This is a genomic window from Streptomyces sp. RLA012 (assembly GCF_056270325.1).
Genome location: NZ_JBWDPA010000002.1, coordinates 4,249,852 through 4,271,280, shown reverse-complemented (window position 1 = coordinate 4,271,280; position 21,429 = coordinate 4,249,852). Strand labels below are relative to the sequence as shown.

Below are 21,429 nucleotides of genomic sequence, written 5' to 3'. Positions count from 1 at the left end.
CACGTGGCGATGGTCACCCCGCTCAGGTGTGAGGCCCTATGGACATATGGGCGAACCCGTCGGATGATCAAATGAGTGCGGTCGGCACCGGATGAGCGCCAGAGGCTTTCACACCCCGAAGCATCCGGGTCGCAGCCCCCACGGGGCCTCAACAAAAAAACCCCTCATCTAGGAGCAATCGTGGCGCGCGACATCGCGGCTCCCTCCACCGTCCCCACCCAGCACAAAGCACTGATCTCGTGGGTGAACGAGATCGCAGAACTGACCCAGCCGGACAGCGTGGTCTGGTGCGACGGATCCGAGGCCGAGTACGAGAGGCTCAGCGAGGAGCTTGTCCAGAAGGGCACCTTCAAGAAGCTCGACCCGATCAAGCGTCCCCACTCGTACTACGCCGCTTCCGACCCGACCGATGTCGCGCGGGTCGAGGACCGGACGTTCATCTGCTCCGAGAAGGAGGAGGACGCGGGCCCGACCAACCACTGGAAGGCGCCCGACGAGATGCGGGCCATCTTCACCGGAGAAGGAAACGGCTTCGCGGGGGACCAGGGCATCTTCCGCGGCTCGATGAAGGGCCGGACGATGTACGTCGTCCCCTTCTGCATGGGCCCGCTGGGCTCGGACCTCTCCGCGATCGGTGTCGAGATAACCGACTCCGCCTACGTCGCCGTCTCCATGCGCACCATGACCCGCATGGGACAGCCCGTCCTCGACGAGCTCGGTACCGACGGCTTCTTCGTGCGTGCTGTGCACACGCTCGGAGCGCCGCTGGCCGAGGGCGAGGCGGACGTACCGTGGCCGTGCAACTCCACCAAGTACATCTCGCACTTCCCCGAGTCCCGCGAGATCTGGTCGTACGGCTCCGGCTACGGCGGCAACGCGCTGCTCGGCAAGAAGTGCTACGCCCTGCGCATCGCCTCCGTCATGGCCCGCGACGAGGGCTGGCTCGCCGAGCACATGCTCATCCTGAAGCTGACCCCGCCGCAGGGTGGGTCCAAGTACGTCGCCGCCGCCTTCCCGAGCGCCTGCGGCAAGACCAACCTCGCCATGCTGGAGCCCACCGTCTCCGGCTGGACGGTCGAGACGATCGGCGACGACATCGCGTGGATGCGGTTCGGCGAGGACGGACGGCTGTACGCGATCAACCCCGAGGCCGGTTTCTTCGGGGTCGCGCCCGGCACCGGTGAGCACACCAACGCCAACGCGATGAAGACGCTGTGGGGCAACTCCGTCTTCACCAACGTCGCGCTGACGGACGACAACGACATCTGGTGGGAGGGCATGACGGAGGAGACTCCGGCCCACCTGACCGACTGGAAGGGCAACGACTGGACGCCGGAGTCCGGTACGCCCGCCGCCCACCCCAATGCCCGCTTCACCGTCCCCGCCGCGCAGTGCCCGATCATCGCGCCCGAGTGGGAGGACCCCAAGGGCGTGCCGATCTCGGCGATCCTCTTCGGCGGACGCCGTGCCACCGCCGTACCGCTGGTGACGGAGTCCTTCGACTGGAACCACGGCGTCTTCCTCGGCGCCAACGTGGCTTCCGAGAAGACCGCCGCCGCCGAGGGCAAGGTCGGCGAACTGCGCCGTGACCCCTTCGCCATGCTGCCGTTCTGCGGCTACAACATGGGCGACTACATGGGGCACTGGGTCGACGTCGCCAAGGACAAGGACCAGGCGAAGCTCCCGAAGATCTACTACGTGAACTGGTTCCGCAAGAACGACGCGGGCAAGTTCGTGTGGCCGGGCTTCGGCGAGAACAGCCGCGTCCTGAAGTGGATCGTGGACCGTCTGGACGGCAGGGCCGAGGGCGTCGAGACCCCCATCGGCATCCTGCCGGCCAAGGGGGCCCTGGACACCAAGGGGCTCGACCTGTCCGAGGCCGACCTCGACTTCCTGCTCACCGTCGACAAGGACGTCTGGCGTGAGGAGGCGGCGCTCGTGCCCGAGCACCTCAACACCTTCGGCGAGCACACGCCGAAGGAACTGTGGGACGAGTACCGGGCGCTGGTGCGGCGCCTGGGCTGAGCCCCGGGTGGACGGCGGCCTCGCGGCTGCCGTCCACCCCCACGGCGGACCCTGTTGGCACATCCGCCGCGGAGCCACCCTCCGTGGAAGCCGTGAGCACTAAATCGATTTAGTGCTCACGGCTTCCGGCACACATGCCGGGCAGCCGACATGACCGACCGGATTCGCCAACAGCATCCACGGCGGGCGGGGGCGAAAACCTCCCGGTGTCATTTCTCGTATCACCTCCGCCCGGACGGGCGATTCGCGGGACACTCGGGACATCCTGGAATGAACCCCGAAACGAGGTGAGCGGGGTGCGCACACCCGTCAGCGACCCCATGAAGATCGGCCCGTACCGCATCGTGGGGCGGCTCGGCTCCGGCGGCATGGGATGGGTGTACCTCGGCCGCTCGCCCGCCGGGCGCGAGGTCGCCGTGAAAGTGGTCCGCGCCGAACTGGCCGCCGAGGCCGAGTTCAGAGCGCGCTTCGCCCGCGAGGTCGCCGCCGCCCGTGTGGTCAGCGGCGCGTACACCGCCGCCGTGATCGACGCCGACACCGAGGCCGAACTGCCCTGGCTGGCCACGATGTACGTGCCCGGCCCCTCGCTCGCCGAGGCCGTCCGCACCGACGGCCCGCTGCCCGAGCCGCAGGTACGACGGCTCGGCGCGGGCCTGGTCGAGGCGCTGGGGGCCATCCACACCGCCGGTGTGGTGCACCGGGACCTGAAACCGGCGAACGTGCTCCTCGCCTCCGACGGACCCCGCGTCATCGACTTCGGGATCTCCCGGGTCGACGGCGCCCCCGGGCTCACCCAGGTCGGCGTGGTGATCGGCACCCCGCCGTTCATGTCGCCCGAGCAGGTCAAGGGGGCGCGGGTCGGCCCGCCGAGCGACGTCTTCTCCCTCGGCGGGGTGCTGGTGTACGCCCTCACGGGCCGCCCGCCGCACGGCAGCGGGGAGGCCGTGCGCTACCGGGTCGCCCTCGCGGAGCCCGAACTCGACGGCGTACCCGAGGGAATGCGGGAGCTGATCGCGCACTGCCTGGCCAAACGGCCCGAGGACCGCCCTCGGCTGGACCGGCTCCTGACCGAGCTGCTGGAACAGACCCCCAGGCCGGCGTCCTGGCCGCCGCCCGCCGTGGCCCACAGCATCAAGGTCCGCACCCGGGAGCTGGCGGTCCGCCGCGGGGCCGGTACGAGCGTGTCCGTGCCCTCCTGTCTGCTGCTGCACGCCCAGGCGCTGCTGGACGCCGGGCTGACCGACGCGATGGTCGCCGAGGCGGTGGGCCGTGGCGGCGTCTGATCCCTTTCCCGGCGCCGATCGCGACATCCTCGAAGTCGGCGCGCACTGGCGGCGGTTGGTGCAGAACTGGGTGGCCCGAAGGAATTACCACATCATGGCCGACACCGTTTCCGTGTCCCTGCAATTCGATCTCAAGGAGACAGGGCGGATGGTCACGGTGCGCTTCATGACGACGAAAAGGCTCCTTGTCGCCTTTGCGACCGACGGTCATTATCTCCGTCAGGACCAACTCGCCGTCGCCGCCGCGGCATCGAACGCCTGGAATACCGAACAACTGAATCCCATGCTCTCCGTGTGGGACGTACGAGGGCCGCGTCCCTGTCTCGCCGGTGTCTGCGATCTGCCGCTGACCTGCCGGATGACACAAACGGATTTCGATGCTTTGGCCAGTGATTGGGTGGAACGGGCGCGGCAGATGTTCACCCGCTGCCATCAGGTTTTCAAGTTGTAGAAGTGAAATCCGGCGTGTGCCCCAAACCCCTTCCGGGCGCACGCCGGTTGCCCCCACTATTGGGCGAGTGCCTTTCAGGCCACGGGGGGGTTGCCATGAGGCGTTCGCTGTACTTCATCGGGATTCTGGGAATGCTCGTCGCTCTGGGTCCCGCGGCGCCGGCCGCCGGCGCCTCTTGTGAAACGGACTTCGAGGCGCGCCTGAACTGCTGGTCCCGCTGGATCGGCGAGGGGACCTTCGTGGTCACCCTGAACGACGCGCTGCCGTTCGACGGTTCCGAGAAGGACCGCAGGAACATCGAGCAGAAAGTGCTGAACGCCCGCAACCATCTGGTGGTCGAAGTACCGGCGGGCCGGCACACCGGGCCGGGCGGCACGGCGCTCCTGCTGCTCGCGAAGACCCGCTGGGTGGATCCCAGTGCCCGGGTCGACCAGCTGTCGACCGAGGCCGTGAACGACCTGAAGGCCGTGGGCGCCTGCGACTTCGAGAACCGCGACGGCCTGTGCGCCCGGCTCGCCGGCCAGCCGCTGCGCGGCAGCGACCTGATCAAGGCGGACCCGACGAGCGAACGCTCCAAGCACACCTACTCCGTCGGTGCCTCCGGCCCGCCCCTCACCACGGCGCCTCCCACCACCCGCGCCTCCACCGAGCGGGCGGGCGAACAGAAGTCCTCCACGTCCCTCTTCGACCAGAAGACCACGGCGCTCACCGCTCTGTGCGCCCTGCTCCTCCTGCTCCTCACGGCCTTCCTGATCCTTGTCCGCCGCTCCTCCCACCACCCCGCGCCCGCCGTCCCCCGCCCCGCCGCGCCCGCCGGACCGGCCGGACCGGCGGCCACCCACTCCAGGGCGTCCGACGAGACCACCACCCGGCTCAGGGCCACCCCGGATCCCGGCCACGGACGCGAGGTCGGCGACAGGCCGGGACCGGCGCGGACCGCCGTCGTCCGCACCGAACTGCACCCCCAGGGCTATGTCGAACTGGGCCGCGTGCTGTACCGGGCGGTGTGGGCCGACCCCGGGCGCCCGCCGCCCGGCCCCGGCGGACTCGTCGACGTCACCGACGCGCGCGAGCGGGACTCCGACGTCCTGTACGCCTTCCCGCCGGACACCGGACGCCACGCCTAGACCAGGAAGAGACCAGGAGAAACCGAGATGCACAGCGAATACCCGCCCACGCTGCCGGCGGAGTACGCCGACATCGAGTTCGAGAACAACGCGCAGCGCCTGCCGCTGGTGCTCTGTCTGGACACCTCCAGTTCCATGGCCGGAGCGCCCATCCAGACGCTCAACAACGCGCTCCTGGAGTGGACCCGGGAGCTGCACGACGACGTCAGCCTCAGCTACAGCGTCGAGGTCGCCGTCATCACCTTCGGCGGCCAGGGCGTCGGGGCCTGGCGCGGGCCGCAGCTCCTGGACCCGCGCGCCCCGGTGAGCCCCTTCGTGCCCGCCCATCTGTTCCGGCCGCCCCGGCTCACCGCCGCCGGGGTCACGCTGATGACCGAGGCCCTGGACCTGTCGATGCACATCGTCGCGGCCCGCAAGGCGGAGCTGCGCGCCTCCGGACTGCAGTACTACCGGCCGCAGATCTGCCTGGTCACCGACGGGCTGCCGACCGACGGCACGGGCCATCTCACCGACTCCTGGCACCGGTTGGTCCCCGTCCTCGCCGAGGAACAACGCGCCCGCCGCTTCCGGCTGTACGCGATAGGGGTCGGCGGCATCACCGACATGGGCGAACAGGTGCTCCAGGCCTTCGCACCGAAGTTCCACGCCCGGCTGCAGGGTTTTCCCTTCCGCGAGCTGCTGCAGATGATGTCCGCCAGCGCGAACGCCGAGCAGAAGGGCGCGGGCGACGAGGTCTTCGAGAAGATCTTCAGCCAGTTCAAGACCCAGCGCCCGGCCTGGGAATCCTGACCGATGACCGGCAAGGGCTCGCGGGAGTCGCCGTGGCGCGTCCACGGCATGAGCGTCGAGGGCTACCGCCACCGCCGTCAGGGCCTGCCCTGCCAGGACGCCTGCGCCCACAAGGTGTCGCCGTCGGTGGCGGTACTCGCGGTCGCGGACGGCGCGGGCAGCCGGCCGCGCTCCGACGAGGGATCACGGCTCGCGGTCGAGCTGGCCGCCGAGCACTTCGGGCGACGGGCGGCCGCGGCGGCGGAGTCCCACCCGGGCGAGGCCGTCCACGAACTCCTGGTGGACGCCTTCCGCGACGTCAGCAAGGAGTTCATCGACACCACCGGAGCGGACGCCGCCGACTTCGCCACCACCCTCACCGTCGTGGTGCTCGCCCCGGGCTGGCTGGGCCATTTCACCCTGGGCGACGGCTTCGTCGTCGTACGGGCCGGTACGGAGGACGGCGAGCGGCAGTTCCATCTGCTGCCGCAGGCCGCCGCGGCCAGTGAGTACAGCAACGAGACGGTCTTCCTCACCTCGCCGGACGCGGTTCGCTGGGTGCGTACCGACTGTGTGTCCGACGAAGGGATCGACGGGGTGCTGCTGTCCACCGACGGGCTCGCGCAGGCCGCGCTCAACCGGTCCGGCAGCGGTGCGCAGAGCCCGAACACGTCCTTCGCCGAGGCCGTCTTCCGCTCCCTCGACACCCCCGGGCCCGTGTCCGACAGCGCCCACGACGGACTGGCCGCACTGCTCAGGTCGGACCGGCTGACCGCGCTCAACGCCGACGACAAGACCCTCCTGCGGGCGGTCCGCAAGGGGCGCCCATGAGCGGCCTCACCGTGTTCCTCGACGGCAGGTCCGTCACCCTCGCGGAGCTGCCCCTGAAGGGCGGCGGCCAGGCGGCCGTCTTCCCGGTCGTCGGCGACGACGGGATCGTCGTCAAGCTCTACCGCGAACCCCCGGGCCCCGAGCAGGAGCGCCGGCTGACCCGGATGCTGACCATGTCCCCGCTCGCCGCCCGCCCCACCAACGCCTCCCAGCCGCCCGAACTCGCCTGGCCCACCGCCATCGCCCGCGGCGCGCAGGGCGAGTTGCTCGGCTATGCGATGCGCCGCTTCGGCGAACCCGCGCACGTCCAGCTGATCGGCCTGTTCACCCGCGCCCAGCGGCGCAAGCTCTTCCCCGAGCGGGCCGACTGGCGCTTCCTGCTCGGCGTCGCCTGGAACCTCGCGTTCATGACCGCCCGCATGCACCACGACAACCTCGTCATCGGCGACTTCTCCAGCAGCAACGTCGTGGTCGACGCCAACGGCTTCGTCACCTTCCTGGACTGCGACTCCATCGCCTTCACCGACCCGGCGACCAGGGAACTCTTCCCCTGCCTGATGCACACCACGGAATACTCGCCCCCGGAGCGCCAGGCCGGCGGGCCCGCCACCCGCGCCACCGACGACTTCGCCCTCGCGGTCCTCGTCTACCAGCTCCTCACGGCCGGCAACCACCCCTTCGGCGGCGTCCCGCACGACAGCGCCTCCGAGTCGACCGTCAAGGACAACATCGCCGCCAGCTGCTCGTACGTCGTCCGTCCCGAGCGGGTCGTCATCCCGCGCGGCACCGTCGACCCCTCCGTACTGCCGCCCGACCTGCTCGTCCTGGCCCGCGCCGCGTTCGGGGCCGGTGTCCTCGCCCCGGCCGCCCGGCCCCCGGCGGAGGCCTGGCTGCGCGCCCTCGACAAGGAGCGCTCCCAGGTGCGGATCTGCCCGGCCCGCCCGCTGCACGCGTACGGCTCCCATCTCACCTCGTGCCCCTGGTGCACCCGTGCCGCGGTCACGGGCCACGACGTGTTCAACGGGCCCGCGCCGGTAGCGCTGCCGGACCCGCCGCCGCGGGAGGAGGAGAGGCCGGGCGGACGGCTGCGCGCGGCGCTGAAGGTCGCCGCGCTGGTCGCGCTGGTGATGATCCTGGCGATCGTCGCGAAGCGGGTGGGCGGTTGATCACTGCGAGCGGCCGCGGTCCTCCAGATAGCGGGTGTGCGACTCCTGCCGCCGTGCCTCGACCTCCCGCAGGGCCACCGCCAGCCGGTCCGCCTCCTCGTAGAGCAGGGTGAGCTGGCGGTCCAGGTGACGTTCCGGCGGTTCGGTGCCGGGCGTCAGCCGGGTCCACCACCGCGTCCGTACGAAGGTGTCGACGGCCTCGGGAATGTCCTGCCGTACGGCACGGGACAGCGTGTGCATGCCCTCCGGGTCCTGCGCGAGGACCTCGGCGACCCAGCCGGGGTCCAGCAGGGCGGTCAGCAGCTCGGTCAGCTCGGTGAGCCGGCCTCCGGCCGCCGGGGGCAGTTCCACCCCGCTCAGATACTCCCGCAGCCGGGCGAAGTCTCCCCGCAACTCCTCCAGCTGGGCCGAGGGGTCCGGGAAGTCCGGCAGCGGCGGGCGCTCCGGCGGGGCGATCAGGGCGCCCGCGCCGTACAGCCCCGCGACGACGACGGGCCAGTACGGGCCCGCGACCCCCGCGAAGGTCAGGGCGAGGCCGGCGATCCCGCAGGCGCTGCCGGTGAGGTTCTTGCGGGACTCCAGATACCTCAGGGGGTTCCTATTGGTAGCCACGGATCTCCTCGAAGGCGCCGTCGAGCGAGCCCTTGCGGGCGTCGAAGAGGCGGCCGCCGGTCAGGTCGGCGATGTGCTGGAGTTCACTCTGGTCCGAGTCCCCGAAGAGGATCGGGAAGACCGGGATCTCCCGTTGACCGCCGGGCAGTTGACGGTAGAAGCGGTCGAAGTCCTTGGGGGCGGCGCCGGTCGTGTTCTCGCCGTCCGTCATCAGCACGATCGAGGTGAAGGTGTCGTCGTCGGTGCCGAGATGCTCGTACGCCTTCTCCAGCGAGGTGTAGATCGCGGTGTTGCCGGAGGCGCTGAGGGCCTTCGTGTCCTCGCGGATGCCGTCCAGTCCGGCCTTCGGGTCCTCGGGGCGCACCACGTGCGTGTGGACGCTCTTGACCTTCGACCCGAACGGCATCAGCGTCACCTCCTCGCGGTCGCGGAAGTCGCCCGTCAGACCGGTGAGCGCCTTCTTCAGCCGGTCGAGCCGCTCGCCGTCCATCGAGCCCGAGGTGTCGAGAACGTATACGGTCCGGGAGGGCCGGCGGAGCTTGTTCTCGTACGAGTCGAGGAGGCGGTCGGCGACGGACCGGGTGCCGGGGAAGGGGAGTTCACGCCGTCGGCCGGTGTCGAGGTCGGCCGCCGGGGCGACGGAGGCGACGACCGGGCGGCGATGCGTCTGCTCGGTGATCCGCCGCTGCACGGCCGGGGCGCGCAGCGCCTCGGTGAGGCGGCGGACGGTCTCGCGGGTGTCCTGGCTGGAGGCGGCGAGGGAGGAGAGGGGATAGTCGGCGGTCACGACGCCGTCGCGCGGACGGATGACCGTGAGCCCCTTCACGCCCTTGAGGACCGACTCGTAGTTGAGCAGGGCGTCCACGGTGCCGCGCCGCTCGTACGCTGTCGCCAGCCAGCCCGAGGACCCCGAGGTCAGCTTCTGCCCCTTGAAGAACTCCTTCAGCCGGGGCGTCGCCTTCGCCACGTCCGCGTCGGTGAGCGCCGACTGCGCCCCGGACAGTCCGGAGGCCACCGAGATCAGCGTGGAGAAACCGGAGTTGGAGCGGGCCGGGTCGGTCATGCCGTAGGTCAGCTTCCCGTCCGCGACCGCCTGCTCCACCTGCGACCAGGTGACGTCCTGCGGCTTCCAGCCCAGCGCGCTCACGGTCGCGGCCTTCACCCCGATGGCCACCGGGCTCGACATGATCGGGGTCTCCGAGACGACCTTCTTCGCCGCGTCGGGGCGCAGCCGCAGATAGTCGTCGGACGACAGCCACAGCGCGTCGAACGAGCCGTCCACCCCGCCCTTGGCGAGCAGGTCGACGGCGGAGAGGGTGCCCATGTAGGTGGGCTTCACCGTGATGCCGGTGTCCTTGCGGACCTGTTCGAGGATCGGCGCCATGTCGCTGAGCTCGCTGGAGGCGAGAACACGCAGGGTGCCGGGCTGGGGAGCGTTGCTGTCGGACCGCTGCTTCTGCTCCTGCGCCGTGCAGCCGGTGACGGCTGTGACGGCGGTGAGGGCCACCAGGGCCACGGCGGAGCAGGCCGTACGACGTCTCATGCGGACCCGCCTTCCAGGGCGCTCTGCGAGCGGCTGCGCTCCAGGTAGGTGGTGGCGTTCTGGAGTTCGGAGGTGAGGGACTCGACCGTCGCGGCCATCGTCTCGGTCGCCTGCACCTTGTAGGTGTCGATGGCGTCGAGGGTGCGGTAGATCTGCTGGAAGGCGGTGCGGAGGGTCTCCGCGCCGACGGCCGGGTCGGCGGCGATGCGCTGGATCTCCCCGCTCTGGGTGGCGAGCATCTCGGCGTTGCCGCGGATCAGGTCCTCGGTCGTACCGCGCAGGGCGTTGACCTGGTCGACGACCTTGCGCTGGTTCTCGAGGGCGGAGGCGAGCATCACGGAGATGCGCAGGGCGGAGACCGTGGTGGTGGCGGCGCGGTCGACGCCCTTGATGAGCTCCTCGTTGTTGCGCCGCACCACGTCCATGGCGAGATAGCCCTGCGCGCACACCGCGAGCTGGGTCAGCAGGTCCTGGTGCTTCTGGCGCACCGGGAAGAGCACGTCGGCGCGCAGGGTGTCGGCCTGCGCGGGGTCCACGGCCTCGGCGCCGGCGATGTGTTCCTCGACCGCCGTGTCCAGGGCCTGGGTGAGGACGACGTACTCCTGGAGCTTGCCCATCGTCTCCCAGAGCCGGACCCGCTCGGTCTGCAACGCGGCGTTGTCGCGGCGCAGTTCGTCCTGGCCGCCGCGCAGCGAGCCCACGATCTTGTTCAGGGTGGTCTGCGAGGAGGCGTACTTGGCGACGTGATCGCGCAGCTTGTTGCCGCCGGGCAGCTTGGAGAGGAACTTCCGGCCCTTGCTCGCGGGCAGGTCGCGCGGGTCCAGGTCCTCGACCACACGACGGAGTTCGACGAGCGAGCCCGCCACGTGCGCCTGGGCGTCGCCGCCCTTGTCGGGCAGGCTGCGCAGGGTGCGCTCCAGCATGCGGTTGGACTGCGCGGCGGCGCCCCGCATCTCGCTCGCGCCCAGGCCCGCGATCTCGCCGACCTTGCCCGCGAACTCGGGCGAGCGGGCATCGAGGGCGGCGAGCCCGCCGACGTACTCGGCGGCCCGGCGGGCCATCTCGTCCTGGACGGACGGGTCGACGGGGACCAGCCCGCCGGCCTTCTCACGGGGCACGGGCGCGACGGCCTCGGGCGGTGTGAGGGTGAAGGTCTCTTCGGTCGTCACGTGCTGTTCCCCCCTAGTTCCGGGCCCGGCGTGCCATCTCGTGCAGCACCTTGTAGGCGGGCACGGGCACTTGCCGGACACCGGTCAGCTTCTGGTTGAGATAGGTGGCGTGGGCGGCGGTGGCCGCCGTGAACTCCGCGGTCGCGCCCTGCGGCCGGAAGCCGTGCCGGACGGCGAGTTTGCGCAGGGCCGGGTCGCTGCTGAGCAGTTCCCCGAGTGCGCGGCCCTGCTCCGTGAGCGGGACGACGGTGTGGTCGCTGTTCGCCGTGGTGTCCGGGTAGAGGACGGTGAGGTCACCCACGTCCTGGCCCTGGGCGAGCAGCGCGGCGACCTGTGACTCGTACACGAGCACGAGCGGGTTCCCGGCCCCGCTGACGAAGTCCCGGAACGCCGCGTCCGTGCTGGACTGCTGGGCGCCCTGGACGCTGATCAGCTTGTGCAGGAGGGGTGCGGTGCGTGTGACGGCGGCGTCGTCCGCGGCGACCTTGCCGCCGTCGGCGACGTACGAGGCCGCGGCCAGGTAGAGCGCGCCGGAGTTGGAGGTGCTCGGATCGGTGCTGGCGATGTAGAGCGTGCCGGTCAGCTCGCCGTGCGCCTTGGCCCCCTTGAGCTGCTGCCAGGTCCGGTCCTGCTCGGCGGCCTTGAGGTACGCGGCCATTTTGAGCGTGCCGCTGCCCTTGCCGACGGTCGCGAGCCCATTGGCCGCCAGTACCTCGGCGGCGCTGCGATGGGCGACGACCACGAGGGGCGAGTAGAACGGGCGCGGCAGCGGCTGCCGGGCGTGGTACTTGGCGGCCAGCTCGTCGGCCGGGGCCTGGCTGGAGGGGAAGGCGAAGTCGTACCCCTTGAGGTCCAGGCCGTCCATGGCCCAGGACCCGGAGGTCTCCGTCTTCACGGTGAGGCCCTTGGCAGCCAGGGCCTTCACCACGTCGGGATCGGCGAAGAACTCCGCCTTCTCCGATCCGATCACTCCTCGCACGGTCTTCGTTGCCGTGCCCTTGTCCTGACCTTCGCGGCCTGCGACGACGGCTGCTACCACGCCGCCGATCAGCAGGACCGCCAGGACGATTCCCACGATGCGTCTCACACCGAGGAGGGTGCTCCCGGAACCCAACGTTCCTGGTTGTGGTGGGTGAACAGAGGGTGTCCGACCGATCCCGGTATGCAACCGGAACGGTGACCTCCTCCGGTATGTGCGCCCCCGGCTCCTACCAGGGAAGGGTGCCCCCGGCCTGCACGAGACGCGGCGTACGACCTCATCTCGTGGAACCCGCTGCGGGCCGCGCTGGTGAGGAACCCGTCGGGCGGGGACCTGCGGATCACGATCTGCTCGGCGGCGCCGGGCACGGAGGCGGAAGCGCAGCTGGCGCTGCTCGCGACGGTGGGGTTGCAGACGACGGCCACCGCGGTCTTTCCGCGGTGACATGCGGGGCACCCGGTCCGCACGTCGCTGCGGGTGCGCGCGGACCGGGGCCGTACGGGGGAGCCCGGGGGGCTCAGCGGGCCGCGAGTGCGCGGGGCTCGGCCGCGGCGTGCGCGTCCATGCGCTCGGCGGTCAGGATCGCGGACGCCGTGTCCGCGCGGGACGCGGCGACGACGAGGGCGCGCCCGGCGAGCGTGTGGGCCCGCCGGTGCAGGGCGACGGTGTGCGGCTCGTGCACGGCGGCGGCCGCTGACGCGCGGGCCGGCGCCGCTGCTCCCCGCAGTCGCGCCACCTGCGCGGCGAGGCGCTCGGCCGCGGCGTCCAGGTCGGCGGACGGCTCGATCGCGCGGATCTCGTCGGTCACCGCGAGGAGCGCCGCGAGGTGACCGGCGAGCTGGATGTCCAGCTCCTCCTCGCGCGACCGGTGGGGAAAGTCGGTGGGGGTGCCGGCCGTCGTGTGGACCGACTTGCCGCGGATCGGTTCGTACATGGGGACGGCCTCCTGTGGTCTTTCAGGAAGCCATCCTAGCTTGGATTACGTCTAAAGTTGAGCCACGTCGCACATGTTGTCGTGCCGCGTACACAGCGTGAGGGTCACGGCTGGCCGTATCCGTCCAGGAAGTTGCCGATCCGGGTCACCGCGTCGGTGAGATCGCCCACGCTCGGCAGGGTGACCACCCGGAAGTGGTCCGACTCGGGCCAGTTGAAGCCCGTTCCCTGGACGACCATGATCTTCTCGCGGCGCAGCAGGTCGAGGACCATCTGCCGGTCGTCCTTGATCTTGTAGACCTTCGGGTCGAGGCGGGGGAAGAGGTACAGCGCCCCCTTGGGCTTCACACAGCTCACGCCCGGGATCTGCGTCAGCAGCTCGTGCGCGACGTCCCGCTGTTCCTTCAGCCGCCCGCCGGGCAGGACCAGGTCCTTGATGGTCTGCCGCCCGCTGAGCGCCGCGACCACCCCGTGCTGACCGGGCATGTTCGCGCACAGCCGCATGTTCGCGAGGATCGTCAGGCCCTCGATGTAGGAGTCGGCGTGCGCGCGGGGGCCCGAGATCGACATCCAGCCGACCCGGTAGCCCGCCACCCGGTACGCCTTCGACATGCCGTTGAAGGTGAGGGTGAGCAGGTCGGGGGCGACCGAGGCGGTGGGGGTGTGGGTCGCGTCGTCGTACAGGATCTTGTCGTAGATCTCGTCCGAGCAGATCAGCAGGTTGTGGCGGCGGGCGATGTCGGTGAGCCCGCGCAGCATCGCCTCGTCGTACACCGCGCCCGTGGGGTTGTTCGGGTTGATGATGACGATCGCCTTGGTGCGGTCGGTGACCTTGCGCTCCACGTCCGCGAGGTCGGGCATCCAGTCCGACTGCTCGTCGCAGTGGTAGTGCACGGCGGTGCCGCCGGACAGGGACACGGCCGCGGTCCACAGCGGATAGTCCGGCGCCGGTACGAGGACCTCGTCGCCGTCGTCCAGCAGGCCCTGCATCGCCATCACGATCAGCTCGGAGACGCCGTTGCCGATGAAGACGTGCTCGACGTCGGTCTCGATGCCGAGGGTCTGGTTGTGCATGACGACGGCGCGGCGCGCGGCGAGCAGGCCCTTCGCGTCGCCGTAGCCATGGGCCGTCGACACGTTCCGGAGGATGTCCTCCAGGATCTCGGGCGGACACTCGAACCCGAAGGCCGCCGGGTTGCCGGTGTTCAGCTTCAGGATCCGATGCCCCGCCGCTTCCAGCCGCATCGCCTCCTCGAGCACCGGGCCCCGGATCTCGTAACAGACGTTGGCGAGCTTGGTCGACTGGATCACCTGCATGACGGTGAGCTTACGGCCGCGTAACACTTGGTGGGGGGTGTTTTCCACCACGTGAGACGTGGTGTTTTGGGTCGCTTTCTTCCCGCGTTGTGCCGCAAGCCTTTGCAGTCCTTAGAATCCGCGCCGTGTCCTGGCAGAACGGTGAGACCGAGGCCGAGCCGAGGGTGTACCTCCCGAGCGGTGACGGCGAGGCACCTCCGGCGTACGAGGCGTACGCGGATCCGGCGGCGGCGCACGGCTGGCAGGACGCGTACGAAGAGCCGTACGCGCGGGCGGTCGACGAGCCGTCCGAGGCCGAGGGTGGCGATGCCGACACCGTCGGCCAGGACGTCGTCGCCGGCGAGGCGTCGGACCGTCGCGCACGGCTGCAGCGCCGTCGCCGCGCACGGCTGCTGCGCCGGGTGGTCCTGGCCGGAGGCGCGGCGTGCGTCGCCCTCCTGGCCGCGCTGATCGGCGGGGCGTTCGACTCCGGGTCGTCCCCCGTCCCCCGGCCCTCGGGGCGGAGCGAGGGCGGAGCCGCCGGGGAGACGGCCTCGCCGACCGCCTCGACGGCACCCGAGCAGGGCTCCACGACCGCTCCGGGTACGTTGTCGGGGCCGGCTTCCGAGGTCTCCGGCGTGTCCGCGAGCCCGGGCGGCACCGCTGCGAGTGCGTCCGCCTCCGTGAGCGCGTCGAAGTCGGCCTCGACCGGGGCCGTCGCGACCGCTACGTCCACCACCACGACCGAGCCGAGGCGCGGCAACGCCAACGGCAACCCCGGCCATGGTCAGGGGTCGACCAAGAGGCCCAGGTAACCGGCCCACGGCCCTGCGTGACCTGGGCCTGGACTCGGACTCCGACGAGGCCGGGGCCGGGGCCACCGAGCAGGCAGTGGCGGCCACCACCGACGCCAAGCTGATCCGGAAGGCCACCCGGCGCAGCAAGGCCGCGAACCTCTCCTGCTTCGCGTTGTCGACGACGACGCTGCCTGACACGCCCGGCCCTCCGGCCAACCCCTCCCGGCCGGTGTCCTGCTCCCCGTCAACCGCTGTAACGGAAGGGGAGGCCCGCGATCACGGACGTGCCGCGAGTGGGGCGGGGCCGTACGGTCCAGGCGGTGGCGAGGTGGTCGACGAGGAGCAGGCCACGGCCGGTCTCGGCGTCCGTGTCCGGGTGGGCCGGCACGGGTTTGCCGGTGCCGGGATCGGAGACGGCGAGCCAGTAGTGTCCGTCGGCGGGCCACAGGACGAGTTCGACGAGGTCGTCGTCCTCCCGACAGGTCCCATGGCGGATGGCGTTGGTGACCAGTTCGGAGGTCAACAGGCCGAAGTCGTCGCCGAGGTGGGGGCGAAGGGCGTGCGGCAGGGATTCGGCAACGGCGTGCCGGGCTCGCCGTACGGAGGCGGGGTGGGCGGGGAAGCGCCAGAGGACGGGTACGAGAGGGATCTCGGGCATGGCGAACTCCATGGCGGTGGTGAGGGGTTGGGGTTGCCGGTGGCCTACCGCCCTGGTCGCGGGCGCACCCGTCCCAGGGCGGGCGGGCGGGCATGCTCGCGCGGTGCGCTTCCGGCGTTGCGGTGTGTAACTTGCGCGATACTCACGGTAGGGCAACGGGGGTACATGTGCTACCTAGTCCGGAAGGCCCGTTGGAACGAACTTCGCGCCGCGGCAAACTGAGCCGCACACGACGAGAGGGAACGCATGCCGCCGAGGAGCAATCCGACCGCACGTCAGCAGCGTCTGGGCGCGGAGCTTCGCAAGCTGCGGGAAGGGGCGGGACTGTCCACCGAACAGGCCGCCGCGCTGTTGGACACGAAGCGGACCGTCATCACCAGCACCGAAGCGGGACGCCACGGCGTCAGCCCGGAGCGTGTCCGGCGTATTGCCTTCCGGTATGAGTGCACGGACGAAGCTCTGGTGGATGCACTGGTCGCCATGTGCGGCGACCGCACAAGCGGCTGGTGGGAGGAGTATCGCGACCTCCTGCCCGCGACATTTTTGGACATCGCCGAGTTGGAGTGGCACGCCGAGGGCTTGCGTGTGAGCACGATGACGCACATGCCGGGGCAGTTCCAGACCGAGGCATACGCGCGCGCTCTCTTCCGAGCCGCCATCCCGCCCCTGCCCGCCGAGGAGTTCGAGGCCAGAGTGGCCCACCGTGTGCAACGGCACCAGGCCATCGACCGGCCGGGGGCTCCGGCCTACGTCCTGATCATCCACGAAGCCGCCCTACGGATCGAAGTCGGCGGGCGCGGGGTGCTGCGAGACCAGCTCGGTCACCTCATGTCAGCCGCAGACCGCGACAACGTCACGGTCCAGGCCATCCCGTTCTCGGCCGGCGTGTTCCCCGGCTCGGGCCAGGCGATTCTGTACGCCCTCGGCCAGGTGCCCCCGCTGGACACCGTGCAGCTGGATCGCACCACGGCGGGAGAATTCCTTCATTCCGGCGTTCACCTGTGCAAGTACCGGCTGCAACTCGACGAGATGCAGAGGATCGCGCTTCCGCCCAAGGAGACCCTCGATCTCATGCACACCATTTCGCAGAGCCTTTAGGGGAGTTCACCGTGCCTGACATCACCTGGGAAGCACCCTTCTGCCAGGATGCGAGCAATTGTTTCCGCCTCGGCACCGACGCCGACGGAAACGCCTACATAGCCGTCAACGGCCAAGAGGACCGCTACCTCACCGACTCCGTCGAAGCCCTTCGCACCCTGATCACCGACATCAAGGCGGGCAAGGCCGACCACCTGCTGTAGGCCCGCGCCGGTGCCGTCTCGCCGTCCACGAGGGGGCACGGGCGTGCGGGCCCTGGGCCAGCGCCGGCTGTGACCTTCCCCTGCTCGGGACCTCTGGCATCAAGGTCCGTACCGCCGGCATCGAGATCCGACCCCGGGGACGACGCTCTGACGCTCAGGGGGTGACGGTCGGCGGGGGGAGGGGCGCGATCTCGCGGTCGAAGAAGTCGGTGTACTTCTCTGCCCGTTCGTAGAGCACGTCGACCTCATGTGTTCAGCTGGGGCCGCGACTTGATGCTCCGACGGAAGAAGGGTGCCTCCGACTTGTGTTGGTCTGGACTTTCTGGATCAAAAGCGTCGCAGAGAAGAGGCGCCCGGCAGGTGCAGGCTGCCGAATGGGATCACCGGCTTGCCGTTCGGGCCAACGGCAGGAACCTGATCGGCCACGCGGGCGTGGTGCTGCTGCGGAAGGTCGCCGACCGCGTCGGCTTGGCCATCGCGCTGAGTGCGGCGCTGCGGAAGGGTGCCGGGCCGGGCCGGCGGGGTCGGGGCATGGCGTTGGTCCAGCCGGTCTGCGCGATCGTGCTCGGCGTGACGAACGTCCTGGAGGGCGGGCAACTCCAGTACCACTGGCGGCCGGTGTTCCCCGGGCCGGTCTCGGGCGGCACCCTGCGCCGCGCCCTGGCCGCGATCGACGCCCCGGTCGCGGCCCGGGTGGAACGCGACCGCGCCGCGATACGCCGCGTGGTGTGGATGCTGCTCGCCCTGCGCCCCGGCGGCTTCCCTTGGATCGCGGTGTGCGGCCGGGTACTGATCGGCTGGTACGTCCTCGACTTGGACGCGACCGTTCCCTCCTCGGTCGGGCAGGGCTCCGCCGCATCCGCTTGTTGAGTCGGCCCGGGGCGCGGTGCCGGGATTGCTCCCGGTCCGTTTCCCCGGACCGCTCGCCGAACCCGCCGTACCGATCTCTCGGTAACGGGCTCTCCACGGTGTCAGCCGTCAGGCAGTGGCAGGCCAAGGGGTTGGGATCTTGTTGCCCCGGTAGGTGTAGCGGGTGACCGCCACCTTCTCGATCCGGAAGAACTCAATCCCGTCCGCTGCGATCCGCCAGCGCCCGGTGGCGGCGGTCAGATGGCGGCGGAGTTGTCCCCAGCTCCAGCCGTGGCGGGCTCTCAGCAGGTGGGCGAGTCTCCAGAACGTGAAGTCGTCCAGTTTGCTGAAGGTCCGTTTCGCCACGGCATGTTTGAAGTAGTTGGCCCAGCCTCGCATGATCTGGCCCAGCCGGGTCAGGGTCGATGCGAGGTCCCACTGCGATGTCTTGTGCGTCAGGGCACGGATCTTCGCCTTCAACGTCCGGACGGGCCGGGCATCGATGAAGGTGTAGACGTACCACTTGTTCGTCCCCCTCTTGCGTTTCCACCGGATACGGAAGCCGAGGAAGCTGAACCCGTCACTCATGTGGACCACCTGGGTTTTGGCTGGTGACAGCCGCAGCCCCATGGTGGCCAGCACACGGGCGACGTCTTCGCGCAGCGCTTCGGTGTCCTCACGCGAACCATGCACCAAGATCACGAAGTCGTCGGCATAACGGATGATCCGCCACGTCGGCCGGCCACGGGAGTGCCGGTAGGTTCGCTTTCCCCGGGTGGACATCGTCCCGCCGTCCTTCCACGGCGCCATCACGTGCTCGTCGAGCGCGGACAGCGCGATGTTAAAGATCAACGGCGACAGGATGCCGCCCTGGGGTGTGCCGGTATGGGTGTTGCGCTGCTCACCGAGTTCGGTGAGCACACCGGCCTTGAGGAACGCCTTGACCAGGGCCAGCACGCGCTTGTCCTTGACGCGTGTCCGCACTCGGTCCATGACGAAGGAGTGCGAAAGGTTGTCGAAGGCCGCCTCGATGTCCGCGTCCAGCACCCACCGGTAGCCCCGGGTGCCGAAGTGGTGGATCTCGGCGATCGCGTCGTGCGGCCTGCGCCGGGGCCGGAATCCGTAAGAGACCGGCACGAAGTCGGCCTCAAAGATGGGTTCCAGCACCAGTTTCAGCGCTGCTTGGACGACCCGGTCGGCAAGCGTGGGAATGCCCAGCTTGCGGACCTTTCCCGACCCACCCGGCTTGGGGATCTTTCGTTCCCGCACCGGCAGCGGCCGGAACGAGCCGTCCTTGAGGGCGGCCCGCAGATCATCCAGGAAACCGGGGACCCCGATCTCCTCCTCGACCTCAACGGCCGTCAGGCCGTCGACGCCGGGAGTGTTGGCCCCCTGATTGCCCGCGACCCGGACGAACGCCATGATCAACGTGGCCGGGTCGTACACGAAGTTGAACAAGTCATCGAACCGGCGGCCCGGATCGGCCGCCGCCCAACGGTGAAGCTTGGTCTGCATCCCCGATACCCACGTCCACGACCCGCCAGGTCCCGGACGCAGAGCGCCGCCGTTCAGCAGTGCATCTTCCGGCATTACAGTCTCCAGTCCTTCTCGAAACCGCTGCCGCCCTTCCCCATGCGCGCGGGCTTTCCCCGGCTCGGAGTACTACGGCGGCTCCGCCCCGTCCCAGGCCGATCGGCGGTCGGTGAGCCCAGCCCCAACCCCCGCGCTGGATACGCGGGCTGAGGGCAGACCCGGAACGGTTCCCGTGTTCACAGTGATTCGCTCGTCGAAGTAGGAGCCCGACTATGCCCCTGCGGCATCGCTGCGAGTACGCCGCAGTCCTTCCTCGCAGCCTCCCTGGCAGCTCATGCCCACCGCCTCAGGAGTTCCCCGCCCACACGCTCGACGGGTGCGCGCCGCCCCCGGCCCAGATCCACCAGGTTCGAGCCGGTGCCGCATCAAGGGGGTGTCACACGCCGGTTCCTCGCGTACTCCTCTCCGTCCCGCTAGCCGGACCCGCACCATCTGGCAGTACTGGCACGTCCCGGCGTTGTCAGGGCTGCTCCCACCCTCCCCGGCACCACCCGGCTCAGGCTGCCCCCAGCTCCACCGTCCCGCTGCGACGGGATCAGCGGCGAAGGCCTCTCACCCCCACTCGAACCACTGCGCCTCACGGCGCACCCACGACCTGCGGCACTCCACCGCCAGCCTGCTCCTGGAACAGGGCGTCGAACTCGTCGTGATCAAGGAACTCCTCGGCCACGCCCACATCGGCGTCACCGCCACCGTCTACGCCCACGTCCGACTCCGCCTCCAGCGCGACGCGATCGACCTCCTCGGCCGCACTCTCTACAACCCTGCCGAGACCGCCAACCAGCCTGACGCCAGCGACAACCCGCCGCCTTGCGCACCCCACGTCCGTTGACGTTGCCGTCAACTACTGCCGTCAAACAGCCAGGGGTCGTTGCGTGATCGGGGTTCGTCCGGATCGCCGGGCTGGTTCGGAGTCGCGTCGGACGTCCCGGTTCGGGCAGGGGAGGACGCAGTGCAGGCACGGTCCCGGTGATCATGTGAGTGTCGAAGTCCCATGAATACTTGGTGAGTCCGTGCCTGCTCCTGCATCTTCCCCTATGCCCACCGCGCTGGACCAGCTGGCCCAGGCATCCGCGCCGGCCCCACTGACGGACGCGGTTGCCCTGTCCGGCTTCCTGGGCCTGGTGCCCGATCCGAGAGGCGTTCGCGGGCGCCGCTACCAGCTGTCCGCCCTGGTCACCGCGGCCGCGGCAAGTGTGCTGGCCGGCGCCCGGTCACTCACCGCGATCACCGAGTGGATCACCGACGCCCCTGTCTGGGCCTGCCGGGCCCTCGGCTTCCCCCTGGATCCGCTGACCGGCACGGTGTCCGTCCCGCACCCCCATACCCTGCGCCGTCTCCTCGTCCAGCTGGACGGCGACGCCCTCGACCAGGCAATCGGAGCCTTCCTCGCCGCCCGTACCACCCCAACCGGCCCCGGACTGCGAGCGATCGCCGTCGACGGCAAGGTCCTGCGCGGATCACGCACCGCCACCACCACGGCCGTCACGCTGCTGGCCGCAATGGACCACGCCGGTCACGTCCTGGCCCAGCGCCAGGTCGCCGACAAGAGCAACGAGGTGCGCCACGAGGCGCTCTGTCGTATCCCCGGCTCAGCCGGGAAGAACTCGGAAGGAGGTTCTTGGGCTCAATGGCTAACCCTGAGGCGAAAGCCGACGGGGACAAGAGCATGCCATGGAAACTTGCGGCCGTGTCCAGAGATCAGGAACGGTGCACAGGGGAGTCCGCGTGATATGGCGAAAGCTAGACTGCCTGAATCCCAATCTCCAGTGATGCAACTCTTCATCCACCGGAAAAGATCTCTGAAACCGGTGCCGCGCTCTGCGTCGGATTATTTCGTTGGCGACGCAACTTCCGGAGCGCTGGGCGATGTCCAGTGAGGACATTCAAGGGGATGAGTGGGGCGCCTACGTCACGCTGCAAACGTACGACAGGGACGAACGTGGGATCGCCTACGGACCGCGAGGTCCAGGGCGACGGAGTGCTCATAGTAGTCGTCGGAGTCGCGACCGGCCAGGGAGGACGGGAGAGCCGTCCGCAGGGCGAAG

General features: G+C 70.0%; 21 protein-coding genes and 1 pseudogene. 14 read left to right on the top strand and 8 right to left on the bottom strand.

The window, feature by feature from the left end; genetic code table 11:
• The first annotated feature begins 180 nt into the window (after window positions 1–180).
• The 7 genes from RV986_RS19250 (at window position 181) to RV986_RS19220 (ending at window position 7,651) form a co-directional block, all read left to right on the top strand.
• Window positions 181–2,025 carry a phosphoenolpyruvate carboxykinase (GTP) gene (locus tag RV986_RS19250; protein ID WP_475918600.1) on the top strand — a complete coding sequence of 615 codons (1,845 nt, stop codon included), beginning with the start codon at window positions 181–183 and terminating at the stop codon, window positions 2,023–2,025.
• A 296-nt stretch (window positions 2,026–2,321) separates the two neighbouring features.
• Window positions 2,322–3,308 (top strand): protein kinase domain-containing protein, encoded by a 987-nt coding sequence (locus tag RV986_RS19245; RefSeq protein ID WP_475918599.1) that lies wholly within the window; start codon window positions 2,322–2,324, stop codon window positions 3,306–3,308.
• Window positions 3,295–3,759: a hypothetical protein gene (locus tag RV986_RS19240; RefSeq protein WP_475918598.1), complete on the top strand. Its 465-nt coding sequence runs from the start codon at window positions 3,295–3,297 to the stop codon at window positions 3,757–3,759. The genes RV986_RS19245 and RV986_RS19240 overlap by 14 nt, the downstream gene beginning before the upstream one ends.
• A gap of 95 nt (window positions 3,760–3,854) precedes the next feature.
• Complete coding sequence (locus RV986_RS19235) at window positions 3,855–4,886, top strand: hypothetical protein (protein WP_475918597.1); 1,032 nt, start codon at window positions 3,855–3,857, stop codon at window positions 4,884–4,886.
• 27 nt (window positions 4,887–4,913) lie between these two features.
• A complete protein-coding gene (locus tag RV986_RS19230; protein ID WP_475918596.1) occupies window positions 4,914–5,675 on the top strand; it encodes a vWA domain-containing protein in 762 nt (253 codons plus the stop codon).
• Window positions 5,676–5,678: 3 nt separating this feature from the next.
• A complete protein-coding gene (locus RV986_RS19225; protein ID WP_475918595.1) occupies window positions 5,679–6,485 on the top strand; it encodes a PP2C family serine/threonine-protein phosphatase in 807 nt (268 codons plus the stop codon).
• Window positions 6,482–7,651, top strand: coding sequence for a hypothetical protein (locus tag RV986_RS19220; protein WP_475918594.1), 1,170 nt, complete (start codon window positions 6,482–6,484; stop codon window positions 7,649–7,651). Before RV986_RS19225 ends, RV986_RS19220 begins: the two co-directional genes overlap by 4 nt.
• On the opposite strand, the gene RV986_RS19215 is transcribed toward RV986_RS19220, so the two are convergent.
• Genes RV986_RS19215 through RV986_RS19200 form a run of 4 tightly spaced genes read right to left on the bottom strand, consistent with a single transcriptional unit; the run spans window position 7,652 to window position 12,062 of the window.
• Complete coding sequence (locus RV986_RS19215) at window positions 7,652–8,242, bottom strand: hypothetical protein (protein WP_475924331.1); 591 nt, start codon at window positions 8,240–8,242, stop codon at window positions 7,652–7,654. It abuts the gene before it with no gap.
• A gap of 7 nt (window positions 8,243–8,249) precedes the next feature.
• The gene (locus RV986_RS19210) at window positions 8,250–9,806 is read right to left on the bottom strand and encodes a substrate-binding and vWA domain-containing protein (RefSeq protein ID WP_475918593.1); all 1,557 of its coding nucleotides are present in this window, start codon (window positions 9,804–9,806) and stop codon (window positions 8,250–8,252) included.
• Window positions 9,803–10,975: a toxic anion resistance protein gene (locus RV986_RS19205; RefSeq protein ID WP_475918592.1), complete on the bottom strand. Its 1,173-nt coding sequence runs from the start codon at window positions 10,973–10,975 to the stop codon at window positions 9,803–9,805. The genes RV986_RS19210 and RV986_RS19205 overlap by 4 nt, the downstream gene beginning before the upstream one ends.
• A gap of 13 nt (window positions 10,976–10,988) precedes the next feature.
• On the bottom strand, window positions 10,989–12,062 hold the full coding sequence (locus tag RV986_RS19200) for a hypothetical protein (RefSeq protein WP_475918591.1): 1,074 nt from the start codon (window positions 12,060–12,062) through the stop codon (window positions 10,989–10,991).
• A 201-nt stretch (window positions 12,063–12,263) separates the two neighbouring features.
• Between RV986_RS19200 and RV986_RS19195 the strand changes: the two genes are divergently transcribed.
• Complete coding sequence (locus tag RV986_RS19195) at window positions 12,264–12,398, top strand: hypothetical protein (protein ID WP_475918590.1); 135 nt, start codon at window positions 12,264–12,266, stop codon at window positions 12,396–12,398.
• A 73-nt stretch (window positions 12,399–12,471) separates the two neighbouring features.
• Here RV986_RS19195 and RV986_RS19190 read toward each other — a convergent pair whose 3' ends face one another.
• The gene (locus tag RV986_RS19190) at window positions 12,472–12,888 is read right to left on the bottom strand and encodes an SCO4983 family protein (protein ID WP_475918589.1); all 417 of its coding nucleotides are present in this window, start codon (window positions 12,886–12,888) and stop codon (window positions 12,472–12,474) included.
• 104 nt (window positions 12,889–12,992) lie between these two features.
• Window positions 12,993–14,204: a pyridoxal phosphate-dependent aminotransferase gene (locus tag RV986_RS19185; protein ID WP_475918588.1), complete on the bottom strand. Its 1,212-nt coding sequence runs from the start codon at window positions 14,202–14,204 to the stop codon at window positions 12,993–12,995.
• A 125-nt stretch (window positions 14,205–14,329) separates the two neighbouring features.
• Between RV986_RS19185 and RV986_RS19180 the strand changes: the two genes are divergently transcribed.
• Window positions 14,330–14,998, top strand: a complete 669-nt coding sequence (locus RV986_RS19180) for a hypothetical protein (RefSeq protein ID WP_475918587.1) — start codon at window positions 14,330–14,332, stop codon at window positions 14,996–14,998.
• Between the two features lie 226 nt (window positions 14,999–15,224).
• On the opposite strand, the gene RV986_RS19175 is transcribed toward RV986_RS19180, so the two are convergent.
• Window positions 15,225–15,638 (bottom strand): ATP-binding protein, encoded by a 414-nt coding sequence (locus RV986_RS19175; RefSeq protein WP_475918586.1) that lies wholly within the window; start codon window positions 15,636–15,638, stop codon window positions 15,225–15,227.
• Window positions 15,639–15,884: 246 nt separating this feature from the next.
• Between RV986_RS19175 and RV986_RS19170 the strand changes: the two genes are divergently transcribed.
• The 3 genes from RV986_RS19170 to RV986_RS19160 all read left to right on the top strand — a co-directional run bounded on the left by RV986_RS19170 (window position 15,885) and on the right by RV986_RS19160 (window position 17,809).
• Entirely contained in the window at window positions 15,885–16,736 is an 852-nt protein-coding gene (locus RV986_RS19170) for a helix-turn-helix domain-containing protein (RefSeq protein WP_475918585.1), read from the top strand.
• An 11-nt stretch (window positions 16,737–16,747) separates the two neighbouring features.
• The gene (locus RV986_RS19165) at window positions 16,748–16,939 is read left to right on the top strand and encodes a hypothetical protein (protein WP_475918584.1); all 192 of its coding nucleotides are present in this window, start codon (window positions 16,748–16,750) and stop codon (window positions 16,937–16,939) included.
• Between the two features lie 360 nt (window positions 16,940–17,299).
• Window positions 17,300–17,809: a hypothetical protein gene (locus RV986_RS19160; RefSeq protein ID WP_475918583.1), complete on the top strand. Its 510-nt coding sequence runs from the start codon at window positions 17,300–17,302 to the stop codon at window positions 17,807–17,809.
• A 108-nt stretch (window positions 17,810–17,917) separates the two neighbouring features.
• On the opposite strand, the gene ltrA is transcribed toward RV986_RS19160, so the two are convergent.
• Window positions 17,918–19,303, bottom strand: coding sequence for a group II intron reverse transcriptase/maturase (gene ltrA / locus RV986_RS19155; protein WP_475917391.1), 1,386 nt, complete (start codon window positions 19,301–19,303; stop codon window positions 17,918–17,920).
• A 661-nt stretch (window positions 19,304–19,964) separates the two neighbouring features.
• Between ltrA and RV986_RS19150 the strand changes: the two are divergent.
• Window positions 19,965–20,213 (top strand): annotated as a pseudogene (locus RV986_RS19150) (tyrosine-type recombinase/integrase); the annotation flags it as partial.
• Between the two features lie 205 nt (window positions 20,214–20,418).
• On the top strand, window positions 20,419–21,261 hold the full coding sequence (locus tag RV986_RS19145; protein ID WP_475918582.1) for a transposase family protein: 843 nt from the start codon (window positions 20,419–20,421) through the stop codon (window positions 21,259–21,261).
• Window positions 21,262–21,429: the final 168 nt, after the last annotated feature.